This window comes from Planococcus antarcticus DSM 14505, assembly GCF_001687565.2.
Taxonomy (GTDB): Bacteria; Bacillota; Bacilli; order Bacillales_A; family Planococcaceae; genus Planococcus; species Planococcus antarcticus.
On record NZ_CP016534.2, the window covers coordinates 713,529 to 738,001 of the forward strand.

The 24,473-nt window shown below is 42.2% G+C and carries 24 protein-coding genes and 1 pseudogene; 11 read left to right on the plus strand and 14 right to left on the minus strand.

Annotated elements, in window-relative coordinates:
- The first annotated feature begins 23 nt into the window (after positions 1 to 23).
- Positions 24 to 2,078: a hypothetical protein gene (locus tag BBH88_RS03650; protein ID WP_065537264.1), complete on the plus strand. Its 2,055-nt coding sequence runs from the start codon at positions 24 to 26 to the stop codon at positions 2,076 to 2,078.
- A 204-nt stretch (positions 2,079 to 2,282) separates the two neighbouring features.
- Here BBH88_RS03650 and BBH88_RS03655 read toward each other — a convergent pair whose 3' ends face one another.
- Positions 2,283 to 3,419 (minus strand): IS4 family transposase, encoded by a 1,137-nt coding sequence (locus tag BBH88_RS03655; protein WP_065537263.1) that lies wholly within the window; start codon positions 3,417 to 3,419, stop codon positions 2,283 to 2,285.
- Between the two features lie 185 nt (positions 3,420 to 3,604).
- On the opposite strand from BBH88_RS03655, the gene BBH88_RS18750 reads away from it, so the two are divergent.
- The 3 genes and pseudogenes from BBH88_RS18750 to BBH88_RS19110 all read left to right on the plus strand — a co-directional run.
- The gene (locus BBH88_RS18750) at positions 3,605 to 3,892 is read left to right on the plus strand and encodes a restriction endonuclease subunit S (protein ID WP_083387742.1); all 288 of its coding nucleotides are present in this window, start codon (positions 3,605 to 3,607) and stop codon (positions 3,890 to 3,892) included.
- A 300-nt stretch (positions 3,893 to 4,192) separates the two neighbouring features.
- Positions 4,193 to 4,714, plus strand: a complete 522-nt coding sequence (locus tag BBH88_RS03665; protein ID WP_065537261.1) for a hypothetical protein — start codon at positions 4,193 to 4,195, stop codon at positions 4,712 to 4,714.
- A gap of 123 nt (positions 4,715 to 4,837) precedes the next feature.
- A pseudogene (locus tag BBH88_RS19110) lies at positions 4,838 to 4,957 on the plus strand (IS3 family transposase); the annotation flags it as partial.
- A gap of 55 nt (positions 4,958 to 5,012) precedes the next feature.
- Here BBH88_RS19110 and BBH88_RS03670 read toward each other — a convergent pair.
- The 4 genes from BBH88_RS03670 to BBH88_RS03690 form a co-directional block, all read right to left on the minus strand.
- On the minus strand, positions 5,013 to 5,213 hold the full coding sequence (locus tag BBH88_RS03670) for a hypothetical protein (RefSeq protein ID WP_065537260.1): 201 nt from the start codon (positions 5,211 to 5,213) through the stop codon (positions 5,013 to 5,015).
- A 24-nt stretch (positions 5,214 to 5,237) separates the two neighbouring features.
- Entirely contained in the window at positions 5,238 to 5,807 is a 570-nt protein-coding gene (locus BBH88_RS03675; RefSeq protein WP_154669120.1) for a hypothetical protein, read from the minus strand.
- 612 nt (positions 5,808 to 6,419) lie between these two features.
- On the minus strand, positions 6,420 to 6,950 hold the full coding sequence (locus tag BBH88_RS03685) for a transposase (protein ID WP_407946494.1): 531 nt from the start codon (positions 6,948 to 6,950) through the stop codon (positions 6,420 to 6,422).
- 505 nt (positions 6,951 to 7,455) lie between these two features.
- Complete coding sequence (locus BBH88_RS03690) at positions 7,456 to 7,701, minus strand: hypothetical protein (RefSeq protein WP_065537257.1); 246 nt, start codon at positions 7,699 to 7,701, stop codon at positions 7,456 to 7,458.
- Between the two features lie 655 nt (positions 7,702 to 8,356).
- Between BBH88_RS03690 and BBH88_RS03695 the strand changes: the two genes are divergently transcribed.
- The gene (locus BBH88_RS03695) at positions 8,357 to 9,220 is read left to right on the plus strand and encodes a DUF4352 domain-containing protein (RefSeq protein ID WP_065537256.1); all 864 of its coding nucleotides are present in this window, start codon (positions 8,357 to 8,359) and stop codon (positions 9,218 to 9,220) included.
- Positions 9,221 to 9,454: 234 nt separating this feature from the next.
- Positions 9,455 to 10,771, plus strand: a complete 1,317-nt coding sequence (locus BBH88_RS03700; RefSeq protein WP_065537255.1) for an IS1380 family transposase — start codon at positions 9,455 to 9,457, stop codon at positions 10,769 to 10,771.
- 492 nt (positions 10,772 to 11,263) lie between these two features.
- Here the strand turns inward: BBH88_RS03700 and BBH88_RS03705 are convergent, their stop codons facing one another.
- The 3 genes from BBH88_RS03705 to BBH88_RS03715 all read right to left on the minus strand — a co-directional run bounded on the left by BBH88_RS03705 (position 11,264) and on the right by BBH88_RS03715 (position 13,067).
- Positions 11,264 to 11,995: a DUF6904 family protein gene (locus BBH88_RS03705; RefSeq protein WP_065537254.1), complete on the minus strand. Its 732-nt coding sequence runs from the start codon at positions 11,993 to 11,995 to the stop codon at positions 11,264 to 11,266.
- A 150-nt stretch (positions 11,996 to 12,145) separates the two neighbouring features.
- Positions 12,146 to 12,877, minus strand: coding sequence for a Fic/DOC family protein (locus tag BBH88_RS03710; protein ID WP_065537253.1), 732 nt, complete (start codon positions 12,875 to 12,877; stop codon positions 12,146 to 12,148).
- A gap of 4 nt (positions 12,878 to 12,881) precedes the next feature.
- Positions 12,882 to 13,067 (minus strand): antitoxin VbhA family protein, encoded by a 186-nt coding sequence (locus BBH88_RS03715; RefSeq protein ID WP_006831612.1) that lies wholly within the window; start codon positions 13,065 to 13,067, stop codon positions 12,882 to 12,884.
- 145 nt (positions 13,068 to 13,212) lie between these two features.
- Here BBH88_RS03715 and BBH88_RS03720 point away from each other — a divergent pair, with 145 nt between their 5' ends.
- From BBH88_RS03720 to BBH88_RS03730, 4 genes are all read left to right on the plus strand, one after another.
- A complete protein-coding gene (locus BBH88_RS03720) occupies positions 13,213 to 14,109 on the plus strand; it encodes an SWIM zinc finger family protein (protein WP_065537252.1) in 897 nt (298 codons plus the stop codon).
- The gene (locus BBH88_RS19115; protein ID WP_154669122.1) at positions 14,110 to 14,325 is read left to right on the plus strand and encodes a hypothetical protein; all 216 of its coding nucleotides are present in this window, start codon (positions 14,110 to 14,112) and stop codon (positions 14,323 to 14,325) included.
- A 480-nt stretch (positions 14,326 to 14,805) separates the two neighbouring features.
- Entirely contained in the window at positions 14,806 to 15,021 is a 216-nt protein-coding gene (locus BBH88_RS03725; protein WP_065537251.1) for a hypothetical protein, read from the plus strand.
- A gap of 13 nt (positions 15,022 to 15,034) precedes the next feature.
- Positions 15,035 to 15,733, plus strand: coding sequence for a DUF4085 family protein (locus tag BBH88_RS03730; RefSeq protein ID WP_065537250.1), 699 nt, complete (start codon positions 15,035 to 15,037; stop codon positions 15,731 to 15,733).
- A gap of 271 nt (positions 15,734 to 16,004) precedes the next feature.
- Here BBH88_RS03730 and BBH88_RS03735 read toward each other — a convergent pair whose 3' ends face one another.
- The 3 genes from BBH88_RS03735 to BBH88_RS03745 all read right to left on the minus strand — a co-directional run bounded on the left by BBH88_RS03735 (position 16,005) and on the right by BBH88_RS03745 (position 18,146).
- Positions 16,005 to 17,027, minus strand: a complete 1,023-nt coding sequence (locus tag BBH88_RS03735; protein ID WP_065537249.1) for a sodium-dependent bicarbonate transport family permease — start codon at positions 17,025 to 17,027, stop codon at positions 16,005 to 16,007.
- 156 nt (positions 17,028 to 17,183) lie between these two features.
- Entirely contained in the window at positions 17,184 to 17,558 is a 375-nt protein-coding gene (locus BBH88_RS03740; protein WP_065537248.1) for a Na-translocating system protein MpsC family protein, read from the minus strand.
- Positions 17,559 to 17,849: 291 nt separating this feature from the next.
- Positions 17,850 to 18,146 carry a hypothetical protein gene (locus BBH88_RS03745; protein WP_169823198.1) on the minus strand — a complete coding sequence of 99 codons (297 nt, stop codon included), beginning with the start codon at positions 18,144 to 18,146 and terminating at the stop codon, positions 17,850 to 17,852.
- 682 nt (positions 18,147 to 18,828) lie between these two features.
- On the opposite strand from BBH88_RS03745, the gene BBH88_RS03750 reads away from it, so the two are divergent.
- Positions 18,829 to 19,284: a hypothetical protein gene (locus BBH88_RS03750; RefSeq protein WP_006830649.1), complete on the plus strand. Its 456-nt coding sequence runs from the start codon at positions 18,829 to 18,831 to the stop codon at positions 19,282 to 19,284.
- 153 nt (positions 19,285 to 19,437) lie between these two features.
- On the opposite strand, the gene BBH88_RS03755 is transcribed toward BBH88_RS03750, so the two are convergent.
- The 3 genes from BBH88_RS03755 to BBH88_RS03765 all read right to left on the minus strand — a co-directional run bounded on the left by BBH88_RS03755 (position 19,438) and on the right by BBH88_RS03765 (position 24,442).
- Positions 19,438 to 21,330 carry an SEC-C metal-binding domain-containing protein gene (locus BBH88_RS03755; protein ID WP_065537246.1) on the minus strand — a complete coding sequence of 631 codons (1,893 nt, stop codon included), beginning with the start codon at positions 21,328 to 21,330 and terminating at the stop codon, positions 19,438 to 19,440.
- A gap of 356 nt (positions 21,331 to 21,686) precedes the next feature.
- Positions 21,687 to 22,733 (minus strand): FUSC family protein, encoded by a 1,047-nt coding sequence (locus BBH88_RS03760; protein ID WP_065537410.1) that lies wholly within the window; start codon positions 22,731 to 22,733, stop codon positions 21,687 to 21,689.
- A gap of 230 nt (positions 22,734 to 22,963) precedes the next feature.
- Positions 22,964 to 24,442: an amidase family protein gene (locus BBH88_RS03765; RefSeq protein ID WP_006830652.1), complete on the minus strand. Its 1,479-nt coding sequence runs from the start codon at positions 24,440 to 24,442 to the stop codon at positions 22,964 to 22,966.
- Between the last annotated feature and the right edge of the window lie 31 nt (positions 24,443 to 24,473).

Consider the following 24,473-nt stretch of genomic DNA (forward strand, 5'->3'; position numbering starts at 1 on the left):
TGGAAAGTCTGAGGCTGATCATAATGTTAATAATTAATCCTATCGAATATCCAAGACATAGAGAGTGGAATGCCAAAGTTTTTTCAATGCCTAAGATTCCAAGAGGTGATATAGGACAGTCTGCAATTTTAAGGGAAATTTTAAAAGCTATAACAGAGAAAGTTCCTTATAGTACTAAAATGAAGTTCTCAGGTAGCAATAGTCATGCGACTCTTGAACATTTATGTACATGGTTAAGACCGGTAGGATTAATCTACAAAGAAGACAGAGTGTGGAAAATTTCAGAAGAAGGACGAAAGTTTCTGGAGTCTGAAGACGATTTATATTTAATGGCTGTGTTCTGTGCCAATATTAGATTTACCAGTGAATTATTAGTGGAGCTTGAGACTCCCCTAACTTCTCTTGAACTGCTTAATATAGCCAATAAAGATTACAAATTGAATTGGGATACTAAAGCAGAAGTAGGAAGTAGATTAACTTGGGTTAGGCAGTTCGGTTTAGTGAGTTTTAATGATTTTAAAAATACCTATTATTTAACTGATGAAGGAAAAAAGTTTATCGAAAATATCAGTTATGTAAAGCCTGAAGATATTGAAGTCATTGGTGACATAACAAGTAATGAAGTTGAGGTACCTGTTTCTAGTTGGGCAGAAAATTTAATTCAAATAGAACCGGAAGAGCCTATAATTCGAAAGTCTTCAGTGGGGTACATTCCGGGAAGTATTCCAGAAATTTGCGAAACATTTGATGGATATATTCAGTTGATATACTCAACTGTTAACAAGGAAGCTTTTCTGAATTATTCACAGGAGACTTATAATATTGCGGTGTCGTCGGCTAATGCATTTGCTACAACTATGACAAATATAAACTTTTTGGAACGAACATCGAGAAATGCATATCAAGCTACAGATTTAGCGAAGAATTGGTTAATCAATAAATCACCATTAGATTTGATTTACTGTTTGCATGTTAATGTACTATTTATATTTGAATTATTGGAGGAACTTGAAAAGGAAAGTTTGTCTTTTAAAGAACTTGCTGTAATTGCTAAAGTATCCTACGGTTTTGAAACTGAAAGGATAGATGAAATTAGAAAAAGAATCAATATTATGCAGCTCGCTTTACTTGTGCAAGAAGAAACACCAGGGAAGTATTGTTTAACACGAAGAGGAAAAAACGTTCTTGGAAAAGTTGTAACCCAGCAAAGGCAAAATTTCACATTAGTAAATGGACCACTAAAAGAAGTGGATATTGTAAAAGAAGATTTAACAGTCAATGACTATTTAACAGAGCTTCGATTAGCTTCTAAAGAATCCTCTAATCCGATAAGGTTTGAAAAAGCTATAGCGGCCACACTCTCAATATTAGGATTTAATGTGATAAGACATGGGGGCTCTGGGAAGACAGATGTTTTAATCCAATCGCCTAGTATTCCAAAATATTCATTTAGTGTAACTGTTGATGCAAAATCTACACAATCAGGATCAGTGACAGAAGGGCTTATTAATTTCGATACTTTGAAAGACCATAGAAAAATTCATGGAGCAAATTTTATAGCAGTGATAGGATTTTCGTTTCAAGGAGAGCGATTAATTAAGAGAGCGATAGAACATAAAGTTGCTTTGATAGATATTGAGGCTTTGGAAACTTTAATAAAGCTTCACAATGAAATACCGCTACAGGTTAATTCATACAAAAAAATATTTTCGCAAAGAGGAAAAGTTAGTGTAAGTGTTTTAGAAGAAGATCGTCGGGAAATTCGAAGGTCTGGAATATTATTGCAAGCTATTATGGGCTGTTTAATAGAAGAAAGTTTAGATCCAGTAACAGAGGGACTTCTTCATGATAAAGATATTTATCGAACGTTAAGATCTAACAAGGACTTTGATTCTCCTCCACTATTAATTGAAATATCTGAGATGCTCCAATTTTTATCATCCCCTTTGATAGGAAGTATAGGGCGCTCTAAAGAGGGATATTATGCTTTGGGGACTTTAGCTGATGCGAAGAATAAGTTTAATTTCTATGCTAAATCATGCTCAACAAATCAAGTACCGGGTAAATTAGATTTTTAAAATTACTCTTTTAAAATCAGGTTTAGGAGAAATAGATATATCTGAATTATTTTGAGATTCCTAGGCCTTTTATAAAATAGTTATCGGAGAATCTGTTATACTCCTTTATCTAGTGCTGGTTTAAGGATGGGGAGTTTGGAAGTGCAAGGAAATCTTTTCAGAAAAGTGGTCGCCAATAAATCTATAAAATTACACGCGTGTTGATTAACCAATAAATGACAGACTACTCCTGCTGAGGGCAAAGTACTCGTGCAGAAATGTCGTCAGGGCATCCAGCCAAATCAGCGGCAATGTACCGGTCAACAGCGTGCGCTGAAAGGCCACAAGCGACAAAGCAGGCAGCCGGATGGCCAATTTCGTCTTTTGATACAGCCACTGGATCAATACATACGCGATCAACGCCGCAAACAGTTGATTATAAACGGCATTGGGCGTTTGGCCAAATAACTTCGGCACGTTCAAGTTCTGCTTGATCCAGCGGAAGAAAGATTCGATGCCCCAACGTGCTTTGTAGATTCGGGCGATGGCCTCAGCTGACAGGTTAAGAAGATTGGTGACGACCCGAATCTCATGCCCTTTATGATCCGTGAAAAAGACCATGCGGTGCCGTTTCGTTGAGCGCGATTGAGGCGTTCCAAGCCGGCAGGTGAAGTCACGGGTGACATTGGACTCTTCCTCTGGCAGGCGCTGCAGCGATTTGACGGTCGACAGTTCGACATTTTCTTTCACCCGGATGACAAAATCCTGGTAATCCGATACGAACCGGTCAATGCGTTTGATATTGAAATATGCCCGGTCCTGTACCAGGATAAACCGGCGGTCGGCCAAGCGTTCACCAACCGGTCCATCGTGTACGAGACCTGTAGTTTCAACTACGTCTAACGGCATATTGGTTTCGGGTGTATAGCTGACATGAAGCTTGATGCCCGACCGTTCGCCGTGATAAAGCGCCCAAGGGAGCCGGCTCTTCCCTACGGTAATCGTTGTGGAATCTACCAGTAGAAGCCGGTTTGGAATTTTGAGTGCGCGCCTTGTCGCCCGGTTGCATTTACCGACGACCAAGGCGAAGGCTTTTTTCATCAACTGGTAGTCGAGTTCCTTCATCTTTTTGGAGATCGTCGAGTGGTCGACATCGACCAGCCCCGCGGAAGTTCCGACGTCGCCGCAATGACGATAGCCCTTCCATTCGGACGCCGCTGCGGTCACCAGGTATTCAATCAACTTGCCGACAGTGAGCTTTCGGGCGGTATCTTCATAGCCAATCAGCTCCGTGAGCGTGGCCACCTCTTCATTCGTAATAAACTTTTGAATCAAATTGGGGAATAGGGTATTCTGTTTCATAAGGGACACCTCTTCCTGTAGTTGTTGGTTCGCACTTACAGTCTACAAGAAAGGTGTCTCTTTTTGTATTGATTTGGATGATTCTGGTTAATCAACACGCGTGATAAAATTAATCTAAAAAAAGAAACAATAAATTTCCCGCGTATTGAGTTAGAAAACATTGTGCAAGGAAGCGGTCAACTGAAATATGGGTTTTAAGTTCGAAGGATTCCAGACTAATTAATGAATTTATTTCTTTCTTTATACAAGGGACAGAGTTCCTAGAAACAGGAAATAAATCTATAGGATCAAAAATGCCTCGCGCTGACTGGAATTCAGTTTCAGAATTATCCTTTAAAATTCCGACAATAAAAAAACAGGGAAAAATAGTAGGCTATTTGAAAGCCTTAGAAAATAAAATTGTTAAAGAAAAAGAGAAGTTGATGGCTCTGGAAGAGCAGAAGAAAGGGTTTATGCAGGGGATGTTTGTTTAAAAACTTTATATGGAAACAAAATTTAAAAATCACCACAATTGAAGCTTATATTCGATTGTGGTGTAAAAACAGAATTAACCTTTTCCCAATGTTGACCCTGCTTTCTTTAACTTTTTCTTTGATGAAGAGTTACTTGCAAGTTTTGTTCCCGCAGCAGAGAGCTGTTTTTTTGTTGGTTTCTTAGTCATAAAATCACCTCTTTTCTATTAAAATATTAATAAAAAGGAACATATGTTCTTTTTATTTTACACTACTATTTCAGAAAAATCAATTTACATACTATTGGTAGGAGTGATTTAGTTGATTGGTATTAGAGAAATGAAATATAAAAATATGTTGAAGATGACTGAAGATATTCAACAAAAATATTATTATGAAGCTGAAGAAGAATTGGTGTTTTCGTTTTCAAATCTGAAGTTTATAGAACCTGCAGGTGCTTTAATATTTTTGCTAACTGTGAATAAGTTGCAAGAAAATAAGATACCCTATGAAATAGAGCCAATTATTGATCTTATGCATAAAGCAGCGATAACCTACGGAGAAAGAATGGGTATATTTCAAAAATTAGGACTTTCAGATGCTCCTATGTACAGCGAAGGAACTACTTATATAGCGCCAGCAGAAACAAATATAAAGAAGGTGTTTGAAGAGCTGAAACTTCAAGGAACAACTATAGAGAATTATTATGATGATATCTCAGAGAAAATAGTTAATAAAATTTTAATGCAATTTGAAAACTATACGGATGAAAATGTTAGAGATTTATTTTTATTTGTTAGTGAATCGCGTCCCAGGGAAAGAAACAATTCTAAAAAATTCTGATTATACACTACAATTTATATTCCATACATGAGGAAGTCTATAAAGCCAATATTTCTAACTACAACGATTCTTGATTATTCAGGAGTATAAATTGTTTGGGAATTGTTTCGCTCCCTGGGAAACGAAGCTTACCTCCAGGAACTGGATGCCTATATGTTGTATTACAACCAGAAACGAATGAAGTCCAAATTAAAAAACATGAGTCCGGTTGAATACCGGACTCATGCGCGACAAGCTGCTTAAATTTTTGTCTAACTTTTTTGGGTCAATTCATTACCGGCTGTCTATTTTTATTATACTAGTTTGTTGTTGAATTGCGTTTCTGTTCTCGTCTGCGTCTCAACCAGAGTATATCGAATGGGAGCCAGACGATGAACGGAATCAGGATGGCCAGCCAAATCTTGTACTCGTTGTTCGGAAACAGGAACAACAGCAGAAGCATACTGACCGTCAATGCGACGTAAGTGGCAATGACTAATTTCGGATGTGTTGAAAACATAGCTCAACCCCCTTAAACTTTGGACTAATCGGCCATATGGTCCGTCCGTTCGGCCGATTTGTACGAAAGCAGTTGCGTGTAGTTCGATTGCTTGAACAGTTTCAAGTGCTGCTTCTGTTTGATGTAATTGCCGGATAATAACATGGTGTCCTTCTTCGCTGAGAAGTAGCCAACCTTCAGCTTATAAGTGAGGAAGATTCCCGCCATTGCGCCCGCGATCTTCCCGACATACGGGATATAGGACAGAATCAATGTGGTGAGGATGACCGTACTAATCTTCCCTTCAGCGGTGATTTTGTAGTTCTTCCACGTACCGTATCTCCAGGTATTGTAGATGCTGCTGGTGGTGTAGGTGTTGCCGTTTTCAACATACGCCGACTCCGAGACATCTACACTGATTTTGTTGACAGCCGCCAGGTTCTGCGCTTCTTCCTTCTTGCTCATGAAGTCCGTGTCCAAAGACGTGAACTCATCCGCCACCCGTACCAGTTCGATCGTTCCTTCCGCTCCGGTGAGTATCGTCTTTACCACCGGTCCCTTCACTGTCTGTGTAGCGGTGTAGCTTTTCCCGTCGATCATCACTGTCTCGTCCAACGTCTCCAAGGATTCTGCAGACACCTGGTTTGTAGAGATGAAACTGAATAGAAGCAGTACGAAAATTGACATGAAACTGAACGTCTTCTTCATTGCCTAACCTTTGCAATCAGAATTTTCAGATATTCATGGTAACTATACCATAAGTCTACCAAAAATACTGATTTATTTGCGGCTGTGGGCATTGACTAATCGTCGCGTCCGAGGAATAGCTCCAGACGGGTAAGGAAGTCGCTTTTCTCGGTCAGTGAGACCGTGGTCTGGGAGTCCGTCGTCAAGCAATTCCCGTCTGTACTCCCCCAACATCTTCAGGTCGCACTTCAGCATATACGCTTCGGCAACCGTCAGGGTTATGGGCTCCGGCGGTTGCGTCTTCTCTAGGCGGGTGTACTCTTTGTAGAGCCTCTCCGAATCGTCGAACGTATACTCAGACAGGAATTCATCGAGTGTCTGCGAAAGGATTTTCCGCTCCAGTAGAAACATAATGAGGAGATTATTAGAAGCTTTTGCCACTTTTAATTATAATTTAGGCATAGAAAGTCGGTTCTCACGCTCTTTTGGTGAATTGCTTTGGCGAATATCTTTGAAGAAGATATCATTATCTTTCGATAATTACCATTGATAAAGAACCCGGTTTTTTAACACCTGAAAACCGGCTCGCCCGTACATCATACGTTTGATGGTTTTTAATCGGTTGACTTGTCCTTCTACCGGCCCATTGCTCCACGGTTCTTCAATGCTTAATTTTACTGCACTTAAATCCTGGATGACTCCCTGGATAAATGATTGGACAAAAGAGAAATCAACTTGTTTGTAAGTCGCTATCCAGTCCATCAGGTTTTCAGCCTTTTTTTTATTAAATAATTCTCGAAATGAGTGAACCAGCTCATCGAGCTTCATCAGTTGTGGGAACGTCTCTAGTAAATTCGGATGCAGCTTGTGAACCCGTCCCCGATGATTCCCTTTTTCGAAATCCCAGATTACACGGATAACTTTCTGGCGGATAGAGAGCATCGCCGGTTTGCTTTGTCGGGCTTGACGTCTTTCTTCGGCGACTAAGTTATTTAAGGTACCAAGAGATCCACAGTATCCTTCTGCCCGACAAGCAGTTTCAATTTGTTTCACTGTCTGCTCTTCTTGCACTAAGGAGCGAATGAGTGAATGAAATTGTTTGAAAGGAGAAGCTCGTTCATGGTTTGGCTTTTTTGTTTGTCGAAGATCGGCGTAAACCGTTCCACTTGAGATTTGAAGTTTACGTTAAATGACAGCTTTGGAATATCCTTCTTCAATTAGAGATTGTACCTGTTGGATTCGAGACCATCTTTTTTCTTCGTTCTTCATCCGTTGAGCTTCGTTTTTGCGAAGAGGGACGTTGAAACCGCGCCCCTGGGAAAGAAACAATTCTAAACGATTTTGACTATACACGACAATTTATATCCTATACATTGTCACACCCGCTGCATCTACATTGCGAGTGTGGTTTTTTTATATTATTCATTCATATAAATTGTGTGGGAATTGTGTGATACCATTAGCGTTGTGCATAAGCAAGAACTTTCCAGTAAGTGATTTTTTTACTAATGACAGTTTGAAAAAATCAAAAAAAAGGAGTGCTTCGCCCAAAACGAGTCGATTCCCTTTTTTTTGACTATTTAGTTACCGGTTTTCTGCTGAGCGGATTGACGATGGCGTAATCTGCTCCGTAATCCCGTGCCTTTTTAGGGTAGCCAATGTTGCTCTTTCTCCCTTGAGTGGTAAATCCAGGAATTCGTTCGAATTCCTTCCGGGCATCTCCCCATTTTTGCAAGAGGTAAAGCTGAATATTTCGCAGGAAATGGGCCGTTAAATCGCGTCCCAGGGAAAGAAACAATTCTGAACGATTCTGATTATACACTACAATTTATATTCCATACATGAGGAAGTCTATAAAGCTAGTATTTCTAACTACAACTATTCGTGATTATTCAGGAGTATAAATTGTTTGGAAATTGTTCCGCTCCCTGGGAAACAAAATTTATTCTTCTATGCGGCATCACCGGTTAGCAAAAGAACTCGGGTTTATCCCAAGCATGTCCCGAAAAGCGAACTGTTGGGATAATGCCGTAATCGAGAGTTTCTTCTCGCATTTAAAAACAGAGTTCCCGCATTTATTCCCGGTCGATTAAGCCGGTCAGGTGATCGAAGACCTGCCAAAATTCATTGCTTATTTTAACGAAGAACGCAGTCAAAAAAGACTGGCTTATTTAACGCTAGCCGCTTATTTGAAAATGGAAAAAATAGCAAGCTGATACATAATTAGCTGGTGTCTAAAAAAGAGGGGCTTGACCACAGGGAAGTGAATTAGCGACTGGTTTGTGGATGGGGCTGGCCGAGTGAGGAAAAGTCAGAAAAAATTAGGCTTTTTTTAGTTTAAAGTACTCTTTTGAAGAGAGATTTAATATAATATTTATAAAATATGTAGGCAATATATCTTTGTTAACGTATACTGTTTAGGTATTAAGTTTTAATTTAAGGTGATTTGTAATTCAACAAAAAAGGAGGAGCAGAAGATGAGTACTTTAATAGGGTTGGTCGGCTTCTTAGGTTTGCTGACAGGATTAATATTATTTATAGCATCTATTTTTTCTGATATTCCCAAGAAAGTTGGAACAATCATTGCAGTCATAGGGTTCTTGTTTATTAACCTAAGCAATTTTCCTAAAGGTGCTTTGTACGGGGTATTTGGTTTTTTGGCAATATTAGTTGGAGTCATAATGTTAATTATATATTTAGTTCGTGAGAAGCCAGTGAAAAATCCAATTATTGTTATTGTGTTAGGTTTCATTAGCTTTTTTGGTGCTCTTTCAATACCTACTGAGACATCTAATGCTACACAAGAAACTCCTATAGAAGCAGCTGAAACGCAAGGGAAAGTTGAGGAACCTGAAAAGGAAGTAGCTGAAGAGATAATAGAGGAAACAGAAGATAAAGAAAAAATTAGTGAAGGAACAACTGATGAAAAAGAAGAACCTATCGAGGACGTTATCGGAATTGGAGATGCAATTGTAATCGATGATGTACACTATGTAATTAATGAAGTTACAAGTGCCAAAAATGTAGGTGGAGAATATGGAAAAGACGCAATATCTCAGTTCACTATCATTAATTTAACAGTGCAGAATGAACAAAATGAGGCTATCAAAGTGGATAGCGATCAGTTTCAACTTGTATCAGGCGAACGTACTTATGAAGCGAGTGGATCTGCAGGGATATATGCAAATAAGGATTATGATTTCTTCTATACTGAAATCAATCCTGGAGTTGCGTTGAGTGGCAACATTGTCTTTGATGTTCCAGCTGATCTTGAAAATTTACAATTATATATACAAAATGATTTTTGGGGCAATAAGACTGGAATAGTTCATCTTCAATAAATGGGTTTTGTTTTCTCAAAAGTAGCATTTGTCCAGGTGAAGATCTAATCAATTTAAACTTTATAAGGAAAACTATATTGAACCTGAATTATTCACCGATTTATTGATAAAGGCCCCAAAACCCGAGTTCATCGGCTTTTGGGGCCTTTGCTTATGCATGAAAAAAATGAAAAAAGAATCCGTTTCTGCTAAGGTTAAATCACCACAAAATAACCAACAGAAAGGATTCTTCTTATGGCTACATTACCGCAAATATCCCTTGATTTCAATCGTCAGATCAAATTATCAAATGATGGAGGTTCACTTTCCTCAGATACCGGCGCGTTCCTGTTCAAGGAATTCGACGTAAAGCTTGGCTTTTCGCAAACCGTGGCGAAGCATCTTCATTTGAAAGATACTCGTTCTCATTGGATCCATTCGAACGAAAAATTATTCGGCCAGAAAATCTACCAGATAATAGCGGGTTATGCGGAAGATGATGCTGCGGACCACCTGACGGACGATCCGATTTTCACTCAAGTTCTCGGACAAGGAGCGTTAGCTTCCCAACCCAGTCTATCTCGTTTTTGGCCACGTTTTAATCCGGAAGCGATGATTCAATTACAACAAGCCAACCAGGAACTGCTCGATAAAGTGCATCGGCACCGGAAAGCTGAAGCGATCATCTTCGATCTGGACTCGACACATGCCGATACCTACGGCAACCAGTGCGATGCGGCGTACAATGCCCATTACGGGACGGTCGGTTTCCATCCGTTGGTCGCTTTTGACGGGATCACCGGTGATTTCTTGAAAGCCCAGCTGCGCCCCGGCAATGTCTACACATCCAACGGAGTCGTGGATTTCATCCGGCCGCTGATTGAACATTATAATGAACAGTTTCCTGAGACGACGCCGTTCATCCGCGGGGACAGTGGGTTTGCCGTTCCGGCTTTGTATGAACTATGTGAAAAGGAATCGGTCTATTACGTCATCCGGCTCAAATCCAATGCCATCCTGCAATGCCTTGCGGAGGAATACCATCCATCTTCGACACCATCTGACAGCACAAAGACCGAATATCATGTTTCAGAAACAACCTATCAGGCGAAAAAATGGGATAAGCCCCGGAAAGTCGTCATCCAGTCCGCACGGCCTGCGGGTGAATTGTTCTTTACCCATACATTTTTTGTGACGAATTTCACGGACGTGTTCTCCCCGGAAGCCATTGTCCGCACCTATCAAAAAAGAGGAACCATGGAAAATTACATCAAAGAAGCTAAAAATGGGTTTGGATTTGATCGAATGAACAGCCATTCCTACCAAGTGAACGAAGCGAAAATGATGCTAAGCCTGTTGGCTTATAATTTAGTGAATTGGCTGCGCACATTAACGTTTCCGGAAGTGCAAAAGAAGATGCAGATCCAGACCATCCGGACACGACTGGTAAAAGTGGCCAGTAAGCTGGTGAAGTCAGGACGGTCCCTTTACTTCAAATTGTCTTCCAGTTTTGTCTACCAAGACTTCTTTTGGAAAATCCTCGCCCGGATTCAACAGCTGAAAATCGAATAGCTTCTCATTACTCCTTTTTTGAAATTTGGATCTCTGCCAAGGGAGTCGTCTGCCCAAAAACGCTCTTTTTAAATGAGTCGATGCAGAATTTCACGTAGATGAAATGAAAAAGAGGAAATATGCCTTAAAAAATTTCGACAATCAGTGAATTTCAGCTAAATTCCCGGATGAGCGACCAAGCGTGAATAATTCAGGTTGAAGTATGTTCAAGGAAGAAGAGGGCGATTATGAAAGTATTATCGATATGATTAATAGCAATTGGGGTTATAGTAAATCGCGCCCCTGTGTAAGAAACAATTCTAAACGATTTTGACAATACACTACAATTTATATCATATACACTGCCACACCTGCTGCTTCCACGTTGCGGGTGTGGTTTTTTCATTTTATTCAGCTGTATAAATTGTGTGGAAATTGTGCGCTACACAGGGGCGATCTGGGAACTGCTGGAAATAATTGTGTCGATCTCTGGAAAGCGAAATCATTAATCTCTCACCATTCGAAGTCTTCGGGGTATTCCTCGTTAAATCGGATTTCCGATTCAGGCACATTCAAGTCGCGGGCCGCATCCATGATACCTGTTCTTGCTTCTGTATAGTTATAGTCCAGTTCACCGAGACGTTTTGCCATAATGCTGATGTTGGCCAGGCGTCTTTCCGGTTTCATTTTCAAAAACTTGATATTCAAGTGATCGACGTATTGAGTCGCATAGTTGTTGTAGAGACCATACGTATAATTCTTATAAGGGCGGATATACTTTTTGAGATGGCCATATTTTGATTCGGATAAGGTTTCTTGCAGGCAACGGGCAACGGCTCCCTGGAATTTACGGACGGCAATAATGGTCGGGTCCCAGGGATGTGTGTTGCTTCGCTTTTCATAGAGTTCAATAAAATCATTGAGAGAAAAGGAAACGAATAATAATTCCGGCCACATGACTTCGAAGGTCAAATAGATATTGGTGTCAGGACCGATGATTGGCATATAGCGAGACCGTTCCCTATCAAATCCATTCGGCACAGTTATTGCGCCGCGGTCGCCCATCAGCGAGTGACGGATATCGTAACAGACGCCGAGAACCCGAAGCCGGACAGAATCGTAAGTAGGCAGTTCACCTTCTTCACCGACAATCAGATGCAGCGCTTCGTATAATTCGTCAAGATCCTGGTAGTCACCGGCAACAGTAACGCCGGCGTAATGTGGGGTATTGTTGATTTGTAGCATGTGAGATCTCCTTTGAGGTTTTCCTCCATTGTAGCAAAAATCAGTCTTTTGCATACAAGTAACAATGAAGAAGGACGAAAAACACAGCGCACGTGCAATAAACCTGCCCACCTTTCCATAAGAGGAAAGGTGGGCAGGTTCGCATTAAAATTATTTATCCGTTTTATCTATATCAGAATCCATAGTAAAAGGTTTTTCTTCATAGGTTGATACATCATAATCTCGAATTGATTGATATTTTTCAGAAGTTGAGTTATCAAGAATAGAAGAATGCGATCGTGTGAAGCCTAAAGCATCTGTTATGATCTTGTCTAAATGTTCTATTTCAGGAGCTTCCTCAACCGCAGCGAGCACTAGTGCATTTCTTAAATAGGCTGCATTTTGAGATAGTAATTGTTCATTAAATTCAATGCTATTATAGTCTGCGAATAATTTTATGAAAATCGAAACTGTCCGAGTATTTCCCTCTCTAAAGGGGTGGATTCGCCAAAGATCAGTCATGAATTTAACGAAATTACTAGCTAATTGAGTGTTTGACGAAGTCCAATCAATTTTGTTTGCCCATTTGAAAACATGAGTAAGATCGTGTTGAATTTGATCCTTATTGCTATAAATAATTGATAGTCCGCCTAAAATACGTTCGCTTTTAAAAATATTTATAGTTCGAAATTCTCCAGACCATACATAAAGGCTTTGAAAAAGGTAGCGGTGGATTTTTTGAATACTAGTGAAATCACAGAAGTCAATTTGGTCCGCAATAGAATGTATATCTATAATTCCAGCAATTAAGAACTGAGCCTCAATAGTGATTAATTCCTGTTCATTTTGAATGCCTAATTTATTTATTAATATGTTGGTTTGTGGATATACGTAAGGATCCATTCAACTATTGAGACACCTTCGTGTATTTATCGAAGATGGCTTTCTTAAATTGGCTTTCTGTTAATTCGCCGTTTTCATATTGCTTCAGCAGATTTTGTGTAAAGGCGGTTGGTTTTCCGCCATCAATTGCAGCTATTCCAACTGCAAAACGAACTCTCTTTTGACGTTCTGGACGTGAGTTCAAGTTCACTAATACCACCCCTTTACTTATTGTATCAATTATATCATGAAGCAAAAAAAGTCTCTGTGAATATGTCTTTCCATGAGAAATGAAATCAGAGATTTTGTTCACCCAAAAAGCCATGCAGGTTATAATCGACTCAGGGGGAATTCTCATGAACTTACACAATTTGAAAACCTATGTGCCGGCAGTGCTTTACAAACGCGGCTTGGATTATTTTGAGCGAGATTTTGTGGAGCAACTGGCGGAAGATGCACCGAATCGCTGGCATGCGATTGTGGCGGGAACCCGGGATTATGACGTAACGATCAAGTTGACTGGGGATGAGACGATTGTGTCGACATCCTGTAATTGTCCGTTTGAAACGGATTCGCTGTGCAAACATGAGGTAGCGGTGTGTTTGGCGATCCGTGAAATCAAAAAAGAAAATAGTTCAGCTAGCGTGGATGTGCTGGCCCAATTAAAAGTGCTGAAAAAAGTGGAGTTGCTAGAAATCTTAGAAGAGTTGGTACAGAAGCAGCCAACAGTAGAACTTTACTTAACGGAGAAATTTTCGAAAACGGACGGTACGGACGAACAAACGACGCGCTGGATTATTCAGAAGTCGGCTAACCGTGCGAGCCGTAGAGGGTTTATCGAATGGGATCGGACAGATCAGGCGATTGAAGGGGCGAAGGAAGTTCAAGAATATATAGATAGCTTGAAGCCAGAGCAAAATGCTGAGAAAATCATTCGCCTCAGTTTGATTGTCATTGAGGAATGCAGTGAAATCATGCAAATGGCGGATGATTCGGGGGCAGATATCAGTTCGGCGATTAATGAAAGCCTAGCGAAAATTGACAAAACACTGGCAAAGTGGCCAAAACAGCTGGACGAGTCGACTGTGGATAACATGCTCGAACTGCTGTATCCACACATCTTATTTAGTTTGAAACAAGACATTACAGACGCAGCGGATGGTTTACTAGAATCCGTCCTGCAATGGAATGAAACAGGCGATTTCGCAAACAAGTTTTCTGGTTTTATTGAAAAAATAATTGGCAGTAAGTAAATGCAAAATAAGTCGTATTCATACACAGAAGAGCGGTTCCGCATGTACCAGCTGGCAATTTTGCAGCAGGCTGGCGATCAGCAAGCGGTCGAATCTTTCTGTATGAAGCATCACCGCTATCCCGAAATCCGTAAAGCGCAAGTTCTACAGACGCTGGATGCGGGTGAATTTGAGAAAGCAATCCGGTGTGTGCCAAATCGGAACAACTGGATGTGAAACTTCCAGGATTGATGCATGATTGGAAAAAGCTGCGCTTTCGAGCCTATGAGGGAATGGGCAACACAGCAGAGATGATTGACCTCAGCTTTGAGTTCGCGGTGGACGGGGAACAAGAATATTATTATAAACTTCCGTTTGTCAATTAGAAATTCGCGCCCCTGGGAAAGAAACAATTCTAAACGATTTTGACAATACACTACAATTTATACTATATGCAAAGCTACGCCGGATAAATCAACATTCCGGTTGTGGTTATTTCTTTTTATTCATTAACATAAATTGTTTCGGAATTGTATGGTTCCCTGGGAAGCGGAATTAATGGCTAGTTTAGATGTGAAAATATTTCCGCCAATGGCTGAATAACAGTACAGTGTATTATTTTTTTGTACGAATACAACGAAGAAAAAGAAGATGATGAACTGATTTGTGAGGCTCGAGGATATATTTTTAAACTGTTTGAAGGGTTTGAGTTGATCGATGAAGAAGATTCAATTAAGTGGAAATCTACAATTTATGACCAGTATTATAGAAGAGAATCAATTAGTTGAATATCAAGGTGGGAAACTACTTATTTTAGATGAGGTTCGTATAGAAGATAAACAAATGTCCGAGTTAGACATAGTAAAAATGGTAATAGATGAAATGTATAAATTGTTTGGGAATTGTGTCGCTCTAAAAGAAGCGAAACAGTAAGGAGGCCCAATAGATGAAGTACTTCACGAAGGATTGGTATGACGAAATGCAGGTTTCCGGCTTTCTCGCATTGCACGAGTCAGAAGAGGACTGGGAAGAAGAATTGGAATATTACCGCAAGGAAGGAGAGGATTTGCGAGAACTGAACTTGCGCAATCTGGACGATATGCGGGAAAGTTTGCTGCGCTACTTACCGGAGACGTTTCTTCCGTATATCCACGACGGCACGCTGGTGACCGAATACCCGGCGCCAGAACTGCGCATGCTCGTCAATCGATGGGAGCGGGATTATGAGCGGCGGATGGAAGAGCTTAGTGAACGGTACAAGCAGCATTTCGAATCGATCAAAGCGGAGCTCCCACCAACAGCAGTCGAGCTGGTGGAGAATGGCCTGCACGATGCGGTCGTCCTTTCTGTTGAAAGACCATCTGAAGATCAGTTGGTCCTGACGCTCGACTGCAGTGGAGGTTTCCATTATTTCACTGATGTCCGATTTACTTTTGAAGGGGTTACCTATTCAAACGTTCCGACTGATTTCAAAGGTGCATGGTGGTTGTACGATGAAATTTACAAAACGGAAGATGGCTTTGAACTTCATACATTGTTCGATTCCCCGATGAGCGAGACAGTGATTCGCGCGCGCGATGTAAAAATCGAGCCGCTGAAACTGCCGCTAATGCGCCGGTTGAAGAAGTGGTATAGAAGAAGGTAGTTTATAGTGCAAGGAGGCTAGAGGAATAATCCCATCACGGGTTTATTCCTCTAGCCTCCTTTACTATTTCAACCTCACTCCACTCCAAAAGCCTCCAAATATATTCGCTTTGCATTCTAGCTTCCCAGGCAAACTCATGGAGCTGGAGCGACTGTGAGTGGGCAAAGTCGATGAGCTCTGGCTGCGCTTTGCCGTATATATGAATTTAAATTTCGCCCTTGTGTGAGAAATAACTCTAAAAGATCGCATGCGACAGGGCCTTTCTTTGCTTTTACTGGATGAATTGCGCTAAGGCGAAGTAAAGCGGGATCCCTGCAATTAAGTTGAAGGGAAATGTGATGCCGAGGGACATGCCGAGATAGATTGACGGGTTCGCATCCGGAACAGAAGAGCGCAGGGCGGCAGGAGCTGCGATGTAGGAAGCGCTTCCTGCCAGGACACCCATCAGCATGACCCCGCCGAGTGACAGGCCGACCCAGCTTCCGACCAGGACGCCGATACTTCCCGCTATGATCGGGACACAAAGGCCGAATAACAGGATTTTCCATCCGTGTTTCGTGACCTCAGGAAGGCGTTCACCTGCGATCAATCCCATATTCAATAAGAAGAGGATGAGGATGCTTCCGTATAGATCGATGAATAATGGTTTGATGAGAGATTCGGCGTTTTGCCCGACCACCCAGCCGATGAGTAAACTTCCCAATAGGAGGAGGATGCTTTTTCCGAACAAGCTGTCGCGCAGTACTTCCTTATCCAACAAACCGGCATGGGCGAACCCGAGAATCTGGGCCTTTTCTTTTTTGTTCATCAGTATCCCTTCCTGACTGAAATCGGACTTTTCGGCAAGCCGCAGCAACAGCAAGGAAACGAGAATGGCGGGGCTTTCCATTAACACGACCAGTACATTCATGAACCCTTCATAAGCGATTCCTTTCTTTTCGAGAAACGAGATGGCGGCACCATAAGTGACGATGCTGACAGAACCATATGTTGCGGCCAATCCAATCGAATTATGTAAATCGAGCTTTGTGAAGCGCAGGGCGATCAATATTAGAATCGGAATGAGTACCCCTAAAAATAAAGCGCCTAATATAGGCTTGATAACGGCGGAGATTTCATACTGGGAAAGCTGCATTCCCCCTTTGATGCCGATGGCGACCAACAAATAAATGCTCAACGCTTCAGTTAACCCCGCAGGGAATTTTAAGTCCGATTTAACCAAAGCTGCGAAAACACCTAATACGAAAAACAGGACAACAGGGGACAGTAAATTTTGGACGATAATCTCATACATGCTGGACACTTCTCCTTTAAGCTCGATTGTTTAGTGAATGATTGCATTTAAAAAACCGGCATACCCAGTAGCCGTTGATGAAAGTCATCAAGAGTGCTGAATTATGCCGGTTTACGTGCAGCCTAGTTTACACTGTGCTGACATCTCCCAGAAATCTTATGATAATTTTTCCTGCAAATTGCCCGACAAACGGAATACCATGATCCGTTCACCTGTTCGTGTGCTGATGTCGGTATGGAAACCGGTGACGTGTTCTCCTGTTAATTCGCCGATCACCGTTCCTAAATAGTCCCGGCCGGATTCCAGCAAATCGGAGCGGATGCGTTTGACCGATAACAAGCCTTCTTTCGTATCGCATAATTTATATTCGGCGGGTGTTAAAATACCGTTTAATGAAATGATCAGCATATCCCGCAGAATATCGGTTTTTACAGAGACAGACCCTCTGCCCAAGTAATCCTTTTCCCACTGAGTCAATGTCTTACTGATCTCCGCTTCCAGTGAACCTTTTGTCCATTTCGCATAATCCATCGTCTATCTCTCCTTATCAAAAAACGGCATATTTCTATTCCCACTAAATCAGCAGGGTAGAAATATCCCGTCTTATCGCAATCTTAGTCCATACTTTTTTCGACTTGTTCACTCAGTCAATAAGGTCATTATTAACTGCCTGCTCAAGTTATTCATGGTATGTGGCTATTATTTCTAACTTTACGGTTATTCGTTTGAAATTATCTTATCCAATCCGTTGTTTTCTGTCAACAACAGTTTGTAGGGTCCCTGAGAGAATACAAGCTAAGTAAAGTCTTTACTAATTCTACCTCACTCCGCTCCGAAAGCCACAATCCCATAAGCCTCTAAATACATTTTCAACACACGCAGCCATTGTTTTTCAGTCGCAAGCGCCACATGCCCATCCGGTCGGATCAGGTACAGCGCATCTTGCTTGAATCCTGCGTCTTGCATTCTTGCTTCCCAGGCAAACTCATGGAGCTGGAGCGACTGCGAGCGGGCAAAGTCGATGAGCTCGGGCTGCGCTTTGCCGTATATATGAATTTGCCAATCGACTGAGTGCAGCGGCGCGAAATTATCGCCTATGTCGGTTTCGATCCACGGCAAGCGCATGCCGCCGTAGACTTTGCCGGCTTTGCCTTTGCTCAAGAGGCTGTTGCGGTAATTGATGTGGATTTTAAAAATCGCTTCCCATGGAAAGAAACAACTCTAAACGATTTTGATTATACACTACAATTTATATTTCATATGTGAGGACGTCTATAAAATCAACATTTTCAGCTACAGCTATTCCGGATTATTCAGGATTATAAATTGCCCAGGAATTGTGCCGCTCCCTGGGAAACTTAACGAAACTTTGTGTATTGCATTTATTTCCTCGGACTCCCAGAGAAGCGGAATGACAATAATAAAGTGAGAGAAATAGCTACTGCAATTAAAAGTATGTAAAATAGGGAAGGGATTAAGATGGATATATTTTAGCGGCATTTTGTTGTATTGTATTGACCTTCAATTTGTACATTCTTATAGAAAAGAAAGCTGCACAACGAGAAAAATTCTTACTGTATTTCTTAACAGCCGCAACTCTATTTGTGCTGAGCATGATTGGAATCAATCAGCTTGATTTTTAGGCGTTAAAATTGCGTCCCTGAAAAGTGACCTGAGCTGCCAGTAAAGTTGGGGTGCCAGAAAAAGAAAAAAATTTACAGAATTCTGACGATCCAATCGACAGAATAGAACTATCATATGTATCGATAGTATAAGCAAGTAAATTTAAAGGAGTGGCAGAATGGACGGATTAGTAGAACAAAAATTGAAAGAAATACTCGAAGTGTTTGAGGGGCTCTCTCATTGTAAAGTTGAAACGAATGTAGACGATCAGCTTGTAATCACAATTGATAAACCGGTTCTTTGGAGTGACTCACTCGAAAAAGAGGATGCGGAATCCACACATAAAATTGGAACGATCAAACCTCATAAAGCATCACTTGGTCTTTATATCGATTTTCCGCATGGTTACTTGGATATTGAGAAGTTGGAAAAAATTATAAACCCTGAAGAAACGTTGACTTATTATCCGCCTGGTACGAAGGCGCCTACCGTGAAAAGCTGGTGGAGGTTCCGCTCTGATGAAAAATTTGACAGTCTCCACCTGGTTTTAAGAAAGATCGAGTTAGCCTATTATAATTTTAAACGGGAAGACTGGATTGACTTAATGCGAGAGATTACTGAAGCTCATGAATGAATACTGAAATTGAAAGTCGACTCCTAAGTGAGAGATAATTCTAAACAAGAAAATCGCGCCACTGGGAAGCGAAATCAAAAGCCCGTCAAGAGAAAAGAGTAGACTCTCTCTTGACGGGCTTTTACTTTGATTTTTTCACAAGATTTAGTTACATCAAACAAAATTCTTAATTCCTGGCATGCCGTAAATCAGCCAGTAGATGAGTTTTGCTTCGTCTTCGTTGCCGCCTTCAAGAGACAGCGAACGAGGAAATTCACCCGGATTTTTGCCATCTTTGATAAGGTCAAGAACATCGGTGTTCCAGATGACCGCTTCCATATTGAGTTCTTTCAATTCACTGCCTTCGAGCGTGCCATCGTGCATATCCATTATGGAATCAAAGTAAAAATCAATAGCTCCGTATTCTTCCGGTGGGAATTCGATCATGAAGTCTTCTGCTTCCACCCATTTTCCGGCGCGGATATAAGCGCTCGCAAGCAGCCACCTGGCACCTTGCTGATCACTTGGATTTAGTTCTAACAGCGTTTCCAACGGTTGGATCGACTCAGCATATTTTTTCTGTTCCATTAGCCAAGCGCCATAGGCAAATAAAGCGCGCAGGAGTGGGCGATGCAGCACGAAATCCCAAGTTATGTCAGCGTCTGGTTCAAGTTCTGACTTTTGCTGCCCTGATTGGATCGCCTTCAAGTAATATTTTTGTTTCTCAGCAGGATCTGGCGTGATTTCAGCCATCAGCAAATTGGCATCTGTATTTTCAGAATCCAGTTTAAAGGCTTGCTTTGCGAGTTTTCGGCGTTCTTTTTCAGTGAGGGCGTCATAAGCCTGATAGCTCATAAGCTGCGCAGCTTCAGCATCATCTGCTGGCGTGTATGTAGAATTCATCGATTGTTGAATAATCTGGTTCAGGTCAATCTCGGATTCGGCACCTGAATGTTGCGTCCGCATGACCATCTGCCACATGCCGCTTTCGGTAATTCGTGGATCGGTCCCCATTGTCGTTAGCATTTGCGGCATAGACATGTCCAGATCAAAATCCATATCGGGATCAAAACTTGGATCAGAATCGGGATTTTTCATATATTCCGGCATTTCTTTTATTCGCTCCATCAAGTAATTTTCCATGAGATCACGGTATTTTGTTAAGGAAGCAACGGAAGTATCGAAATACTCGGCAAGGGTTTTTTGCGTGACGTATAGATTCCCGAAAAAGCCAAAGATGTTAATTGCCTGCAAAATGCCAGCAGCGACGCCTTCTGGTTTACGAGCATTGAGCGGAACTTCGGTAAGGAAAGAGTAAGCCATATTCCTAGGGAGTTCGTTTTTTAACTGATGTCTTTTCAAGAAGCTTTCGACTAGAGCTAGTACATCTGCTCCAAATGCGGGCAGTTCAGGCAATTGGGCTTGTTCAGCAAAGACTTTATATAGCTCCAGTGAATCATGGACACCGTTTTCCAGCTTAGATTTAATACTTTCTACTACGGCTGTCTGATGCGACGGGATAAAGAGGATGCCAGAAGTCGGCTGTAGCTCCTTTTCAGTGTCCAAAGGGTTTCGGATGACGAGTCCAAACAGCCAATCACCCAGTTGGCCTTGCGTTGATCCCGGGAACTGGTAGGTGTCACTCGTTAATACGTCACGAATGACGAAATTTTCGCCTTCAACTTTTTGGATTTCTGCAAGCAGGTAAAACGGCTCTTCCCACGATGTTAGGATGTCTATGATGCGCTGGCGTTTCTGGTGCTTTTTTTGCCGAGCGATATATTTTCTCCAAATGTCTACTCGGTCATGGAAAATATAAGATTCATACGCGGTCGCTTCTATTATGTCTTTATCGAATACCTCAGATAAAGCTTTCTGCCAGTGGTGGGTGCGCTGTTCGACTTCGAAATAATTAGCGGACTCTAAGCCTTCTTCAGAAAAGCCTTCCATAATCTTTTCCAGCTCTAGACTGATTATTTCCTGCAAATCCACCACTTGTTCTTTGCCGCAACATTTCTTATATTTTTTGCCGCTGCCACACGGACATGGATCATTTCGTCCAACCATAAGATCATCTCTTTTCTTTAGTTGTTTTCTCAATCGTACAGAGACTGCGTTCGAAGTTCAAGAGTGAGTTGAGAATTGCGTGGGACAGATGGAACATCTGAAGAATCGTATCCCTGGGAAATAAACAATTCTAAGCGATTTTGACAATACACTGCAATTTATAGTTCATTCATGAGTAGGTCTATAAAGTTAACATTTCTAGCTATAGCTATTCGGGGTTATTTAGGATTCTCAATTGTTTGGGAATTGTTCCGCTCCCTGGGAAGCGACAATATTAAAAACGGCCGTGTCAGAAACTATTTAGTTTCTGACACGGCCGTTTTTAATAGCAGTTAATCGAATTCAAATCATCCCCATTATTCTGCCGCTTCCTTCGTGATCTTCACGCTATTCGGATCGAAAAACTTATCCACTAAATCATAGATCGTGATGAGCTCGTAAAGGATCTTGAACTCTGGTGGGAACAAGGTGGGGTGCAGGGCGTCGCTTGTTGTTACGCCTTTGCTGTCTTCCCAAAAAAAGTCTGCAATGATTTTTAATTGGTGCTGGTGCTTTTCGTGATTGTATTCATTGGAATTCTGCAAGTCGTTCGCAAGCTCGGTAACGGCATGCATAATGATATTCCGCTCAGCTGGTGACCACTTAATACTATGAAACGGGATACGAAGTAAAGCATCCAAATGGAACTCGAGGTTATGTAAAAAGAGCAATTGCCTTTCCGCCATGCGAAGCTCAGCTTCCCGTTCGCGGACCCAGGGGTATAAACTGAAATCATCCCGATGGTAATGAATTAATTTCTCCGTCTTTCTGATTTCCGTAGTCAGTCGCTTCACAAGTTCCTGATCTTCTTGACGGTTCGCATCACTGTTGAACAGAATTGTGTGGAATGTGTGTTCCAGCATCGTTCCTGCACGTTCACTGATGCTTTGGATGCTTTTTAGAATATCTGCTCGATAGTTTGGCGGGAAAACGAGCATGTTTACAGCGGTAGACACGAGCAACCCAATCGTCGTTGTCCCCAATCGAATAAAGAACGAGATTAAGACATGGTCATGGATAACTTCGACCATCGCAACGGATGTCAAAGTGGCAACGAGTAAGCCGGCATGCAGATTGAATTTATAACACACTAAAATCGTGGCAACCGCAGCGAGTGTATAGGTGATCGGGGAATTCCCGAAGAGTGTGATAAAGAGAACAGCGAATGCAGAGCCAATAGCAGATGCCGGGAACCGGACCAGTCCCTTTTTAATCGAATCGCTAACAGTCGGCTCAATTGTCACAATGGCCGTGATGACCGCAAAGACAGGTGGCCAACCGAACCATTCACAAATAACGGCTGTTAAAAAGATAGCTATCCCTGTTTTGACGATTCGACTACCACTGAAATGAAAGGATCGCATCATAGTTTAACCACCATCTCCTTTACGTAGTATTTTCACCGTAGTTTAGTATATCATCCATTTCTCTCTAGACTCCAAAACGATTTTCATCAGTATTGAGGATAGGAAAGCAAAAGGTAGTGTGTCTTTTTTAGTTTATTCATCTTTATTAGTTGTACAGCACACAGGAAAAAATCGTGAAAAACCCTTCCAAAATTCACATCTGGAAGGGGGATCTCGTGAAGAATCTTCTATTGGAAGGTGTTCGTTACTGTGTACTTACTGAAATCAGGTGCCTTCCGTTTCTGGGTCGCTTGTTCATAGGAGTAGGCCAGTTCGATTAAGCGAGGTTCACTGAAAGCCTGCGCGCTGAACGTAATACCGACTGGATGCCCGCTGCTCGTGTAGCCGGTAGGGACAGTGATGGACGGATAGCCCGCTTTTGCCGGCAAAGCAGCGCCGCGGTTGTTTTGGAATAACAGCGCATCCAACTGGTGTTCGCTCATGACCAGATCCAGGCCTTCTAGAGTAGAATGACGCAAATCGGTTTGGCGGTGTTCCACGTATGTCGGGTCAGCTGAATCGTCACTTAAGGACTGCGACTTTTCCAGTTCCGCCTGGCCGAATTTCATCCGGCGCTCCGGGTCTTGTTTATTGAATTCGATGACATCCGCCAGTGATTTGACCGCTACCTCGTCAGGCACGGTGCGCAAATATTCGTTGACGCTTCGCTTGAATTCATACCACAAGACGTCCGATTCGAATGACTGCTTGGGAATCGTCACTTCTTCGACGATGGCGCCGAGCAGTTTCAACTGTTCGATCGCCTCAATCATGATCGCCCGTTCTTCTGGTTCTTCATTGTTCAAGAAGGAAAGATCGACGCCAATGCGGGAACCTTTCAAGCCACCCATTTTCAAGTGTGGTGTGTAATCAGTCAATGCCCGCCCGGCGCTTGCCTGTGTTGCCGGGTCCTGCTCATCGACGCCAGTCAAAGCGCCGAGCAGGATAGCGGCATCTGTAACGGTGCGCGCCATCGGTCCTGCGGTATCCTGGCTTTCGGAAATCGGGATGATGCGCGAGCGGCTGATGAGGCCGACCGTCGGCTTGATGCCGACGATGGAATTAGCGCTGGCCGGGCTCAAAATCGAACCCGAAGTTTCAGTGCCGACGCCGACAACGGCAAAATTCGACGCGATGGCAGCACCTGTCCCTGAACTCGATCCGCCGACATCTCCGGCTTTAAAAGTATCGACTCCGTAAGGGTTAAGCACTTGGCCGCCGAGTGAGCTGTAACCGCTCAGGCCATCTTTCGACATGAAATACGCCCATTCGCTCAGATTCACTTTGCCGAGAATGATCGCGCCGGCATTCCGCAGCTGCGACGCAACAAAGGAATCCCGCTGTGCGAAGTTCCGCTCTAGTGCGATCGCGCCGGCTGTCGTCGGCATCGGGTCCGTCGTTTCGATATTGTCTTTGAGTAGTACGGGAATGCCGTAAAGCGGTCCCTGTCCTTCCTGGCCACGCAACTCATCCAGCTCGGCTGCGATTTTCAGTGCATTTGGATTGATGGTTAAGACGGAATTGATTTTCGGGCCATTGCGGTCGAATGTTTCGATCCGGTCGAGATAGGCCTGTACCAACTCTAGAGATGTTAGCCTGTTTTCCTGAAAAGCCTGTTGAATGTCTTCGATTGTTGCTTCGTTTAGTTTGAATGAGGTTTTCTCCATCTGTAGGCTCCTAACTGTATGTAATAGACTA

Bases quoted from the DNA above. Each gene is read 5' to 3' on its own strand.
- BBH88_RS03720 (WP_065537252.1), top strand. From the start codon at position 13,213: ATGAACTTACACAATTTGAAAACCTATGTGCCGGCAGTGCTTTACAAA.
- BBH88_RS19115 (WP_154669122.1), top strand. From the start codon at position 14,110: ATGCAAAATAAGTCGTATTCATACACAGAAGAGCGGTTCCGCATGTAC.
- BBH88_RS03740 (WP_065537248.1), bottom strand. From the start codon at position 17,558: ATGGATTATGCGAAATGGACAAAAGGTTCACTGGAAGCGGAGATCAGT.
- BBH88_RS03735 (WP_065537249.1), bottom strand. From the start codon at position 17,027: ATGTATGAGATTATCGTCCAAAATTTACTGTCCCCTGTTGTCCTGTTT.
- BBH88_RS03750 (WP_006830649.1), top strand. From the start codon at position 18,829: ATGGACGGATTAGTAGAACAAAAATTGAAAGAAATACTCGAAGTGTTT.
- BBH88_RS03655 (WP_065537263.1), bottom strand. From the start codon at position 3,419: ATGAAACAGAATACCCTATTCCCCAATTTGATTCAAAAGTTTATTACG.
- BBH88_RS03710 (WP_065537253.1), bottom strand. From the start codon at position 12,877: ATGGATCCTTACGTATATCCACAAACCAACATATTAATAAATAAATTA.
- BBH88_RS03730 (WP_065537250.1), top strand. From the start codon at position 15,035: ATGAAGTACTTCACGAAGGATTGGTATGACGAAATGCAGGTTTCCGGC.
- BBH88_RS03755 (WP_065537246.1), bottom strand. From the start codon at position 21,330: ATGGTTGGACGAAATGATCCATGTCCGTGTGGCAGCGGCAAAAAATAT.
- BBH88_RS03670 (WP_065537260.1), bottom strand. From the start codon at position 5,213: ATGTTTTCAACACATCCGAAATTAGTCATTGCCACTTACGTCGCATTG.
- BBH88_RS03700 (WP_065537255.1), top strand. From the start codon at position 9,455: ATGGCTACATTACCGCAAATATCCCTTGATTTCAATCGTCAGATCAAA.
- BBH88_RS03650 (WP_065537264.1), top strand. From the start codon at position 24: ATGTTAATAATTAATCCTATCGAATATCCAAGACATAGAGAGTGGAAT.
- BBH88_RS03765 (WP_006830652.1), bottom strand. From the start codon at position 24,442: ATGGAGAAAACCTCATTCAAACTAAACGAAGCAACAATCGAAGACATT.
- BBH88_RS03705 (WP_065537254.1), bottom strand. From the start codon at position 11,995: ATGCTACAAATCAACAATACCCCACATTACGCCGGCGTTACTGTTGCC.
- BBH88_RS03760 (WP_065537410.1), bottom strand. From the start codon at position 22,733: ATGCGATCCTTTCATTTCAGTGGTAGTCGAATCGTCAAAACAGGGATA.
- BBH88_RS03725 (WP_065537251.1), top strand. From the start codon at position 14,806: ATGAAGAAGATTCAATTAAGTGGAAATCTACAATTTATGACCAGTATT.
- BBH88_RS03695 (WP_065537256.1), top strand. From the start codon at position 8,357: ATGAGTACTTTAATAGGGTTGGTCGGCTTCTTAGGTTTGCTGACAGGA.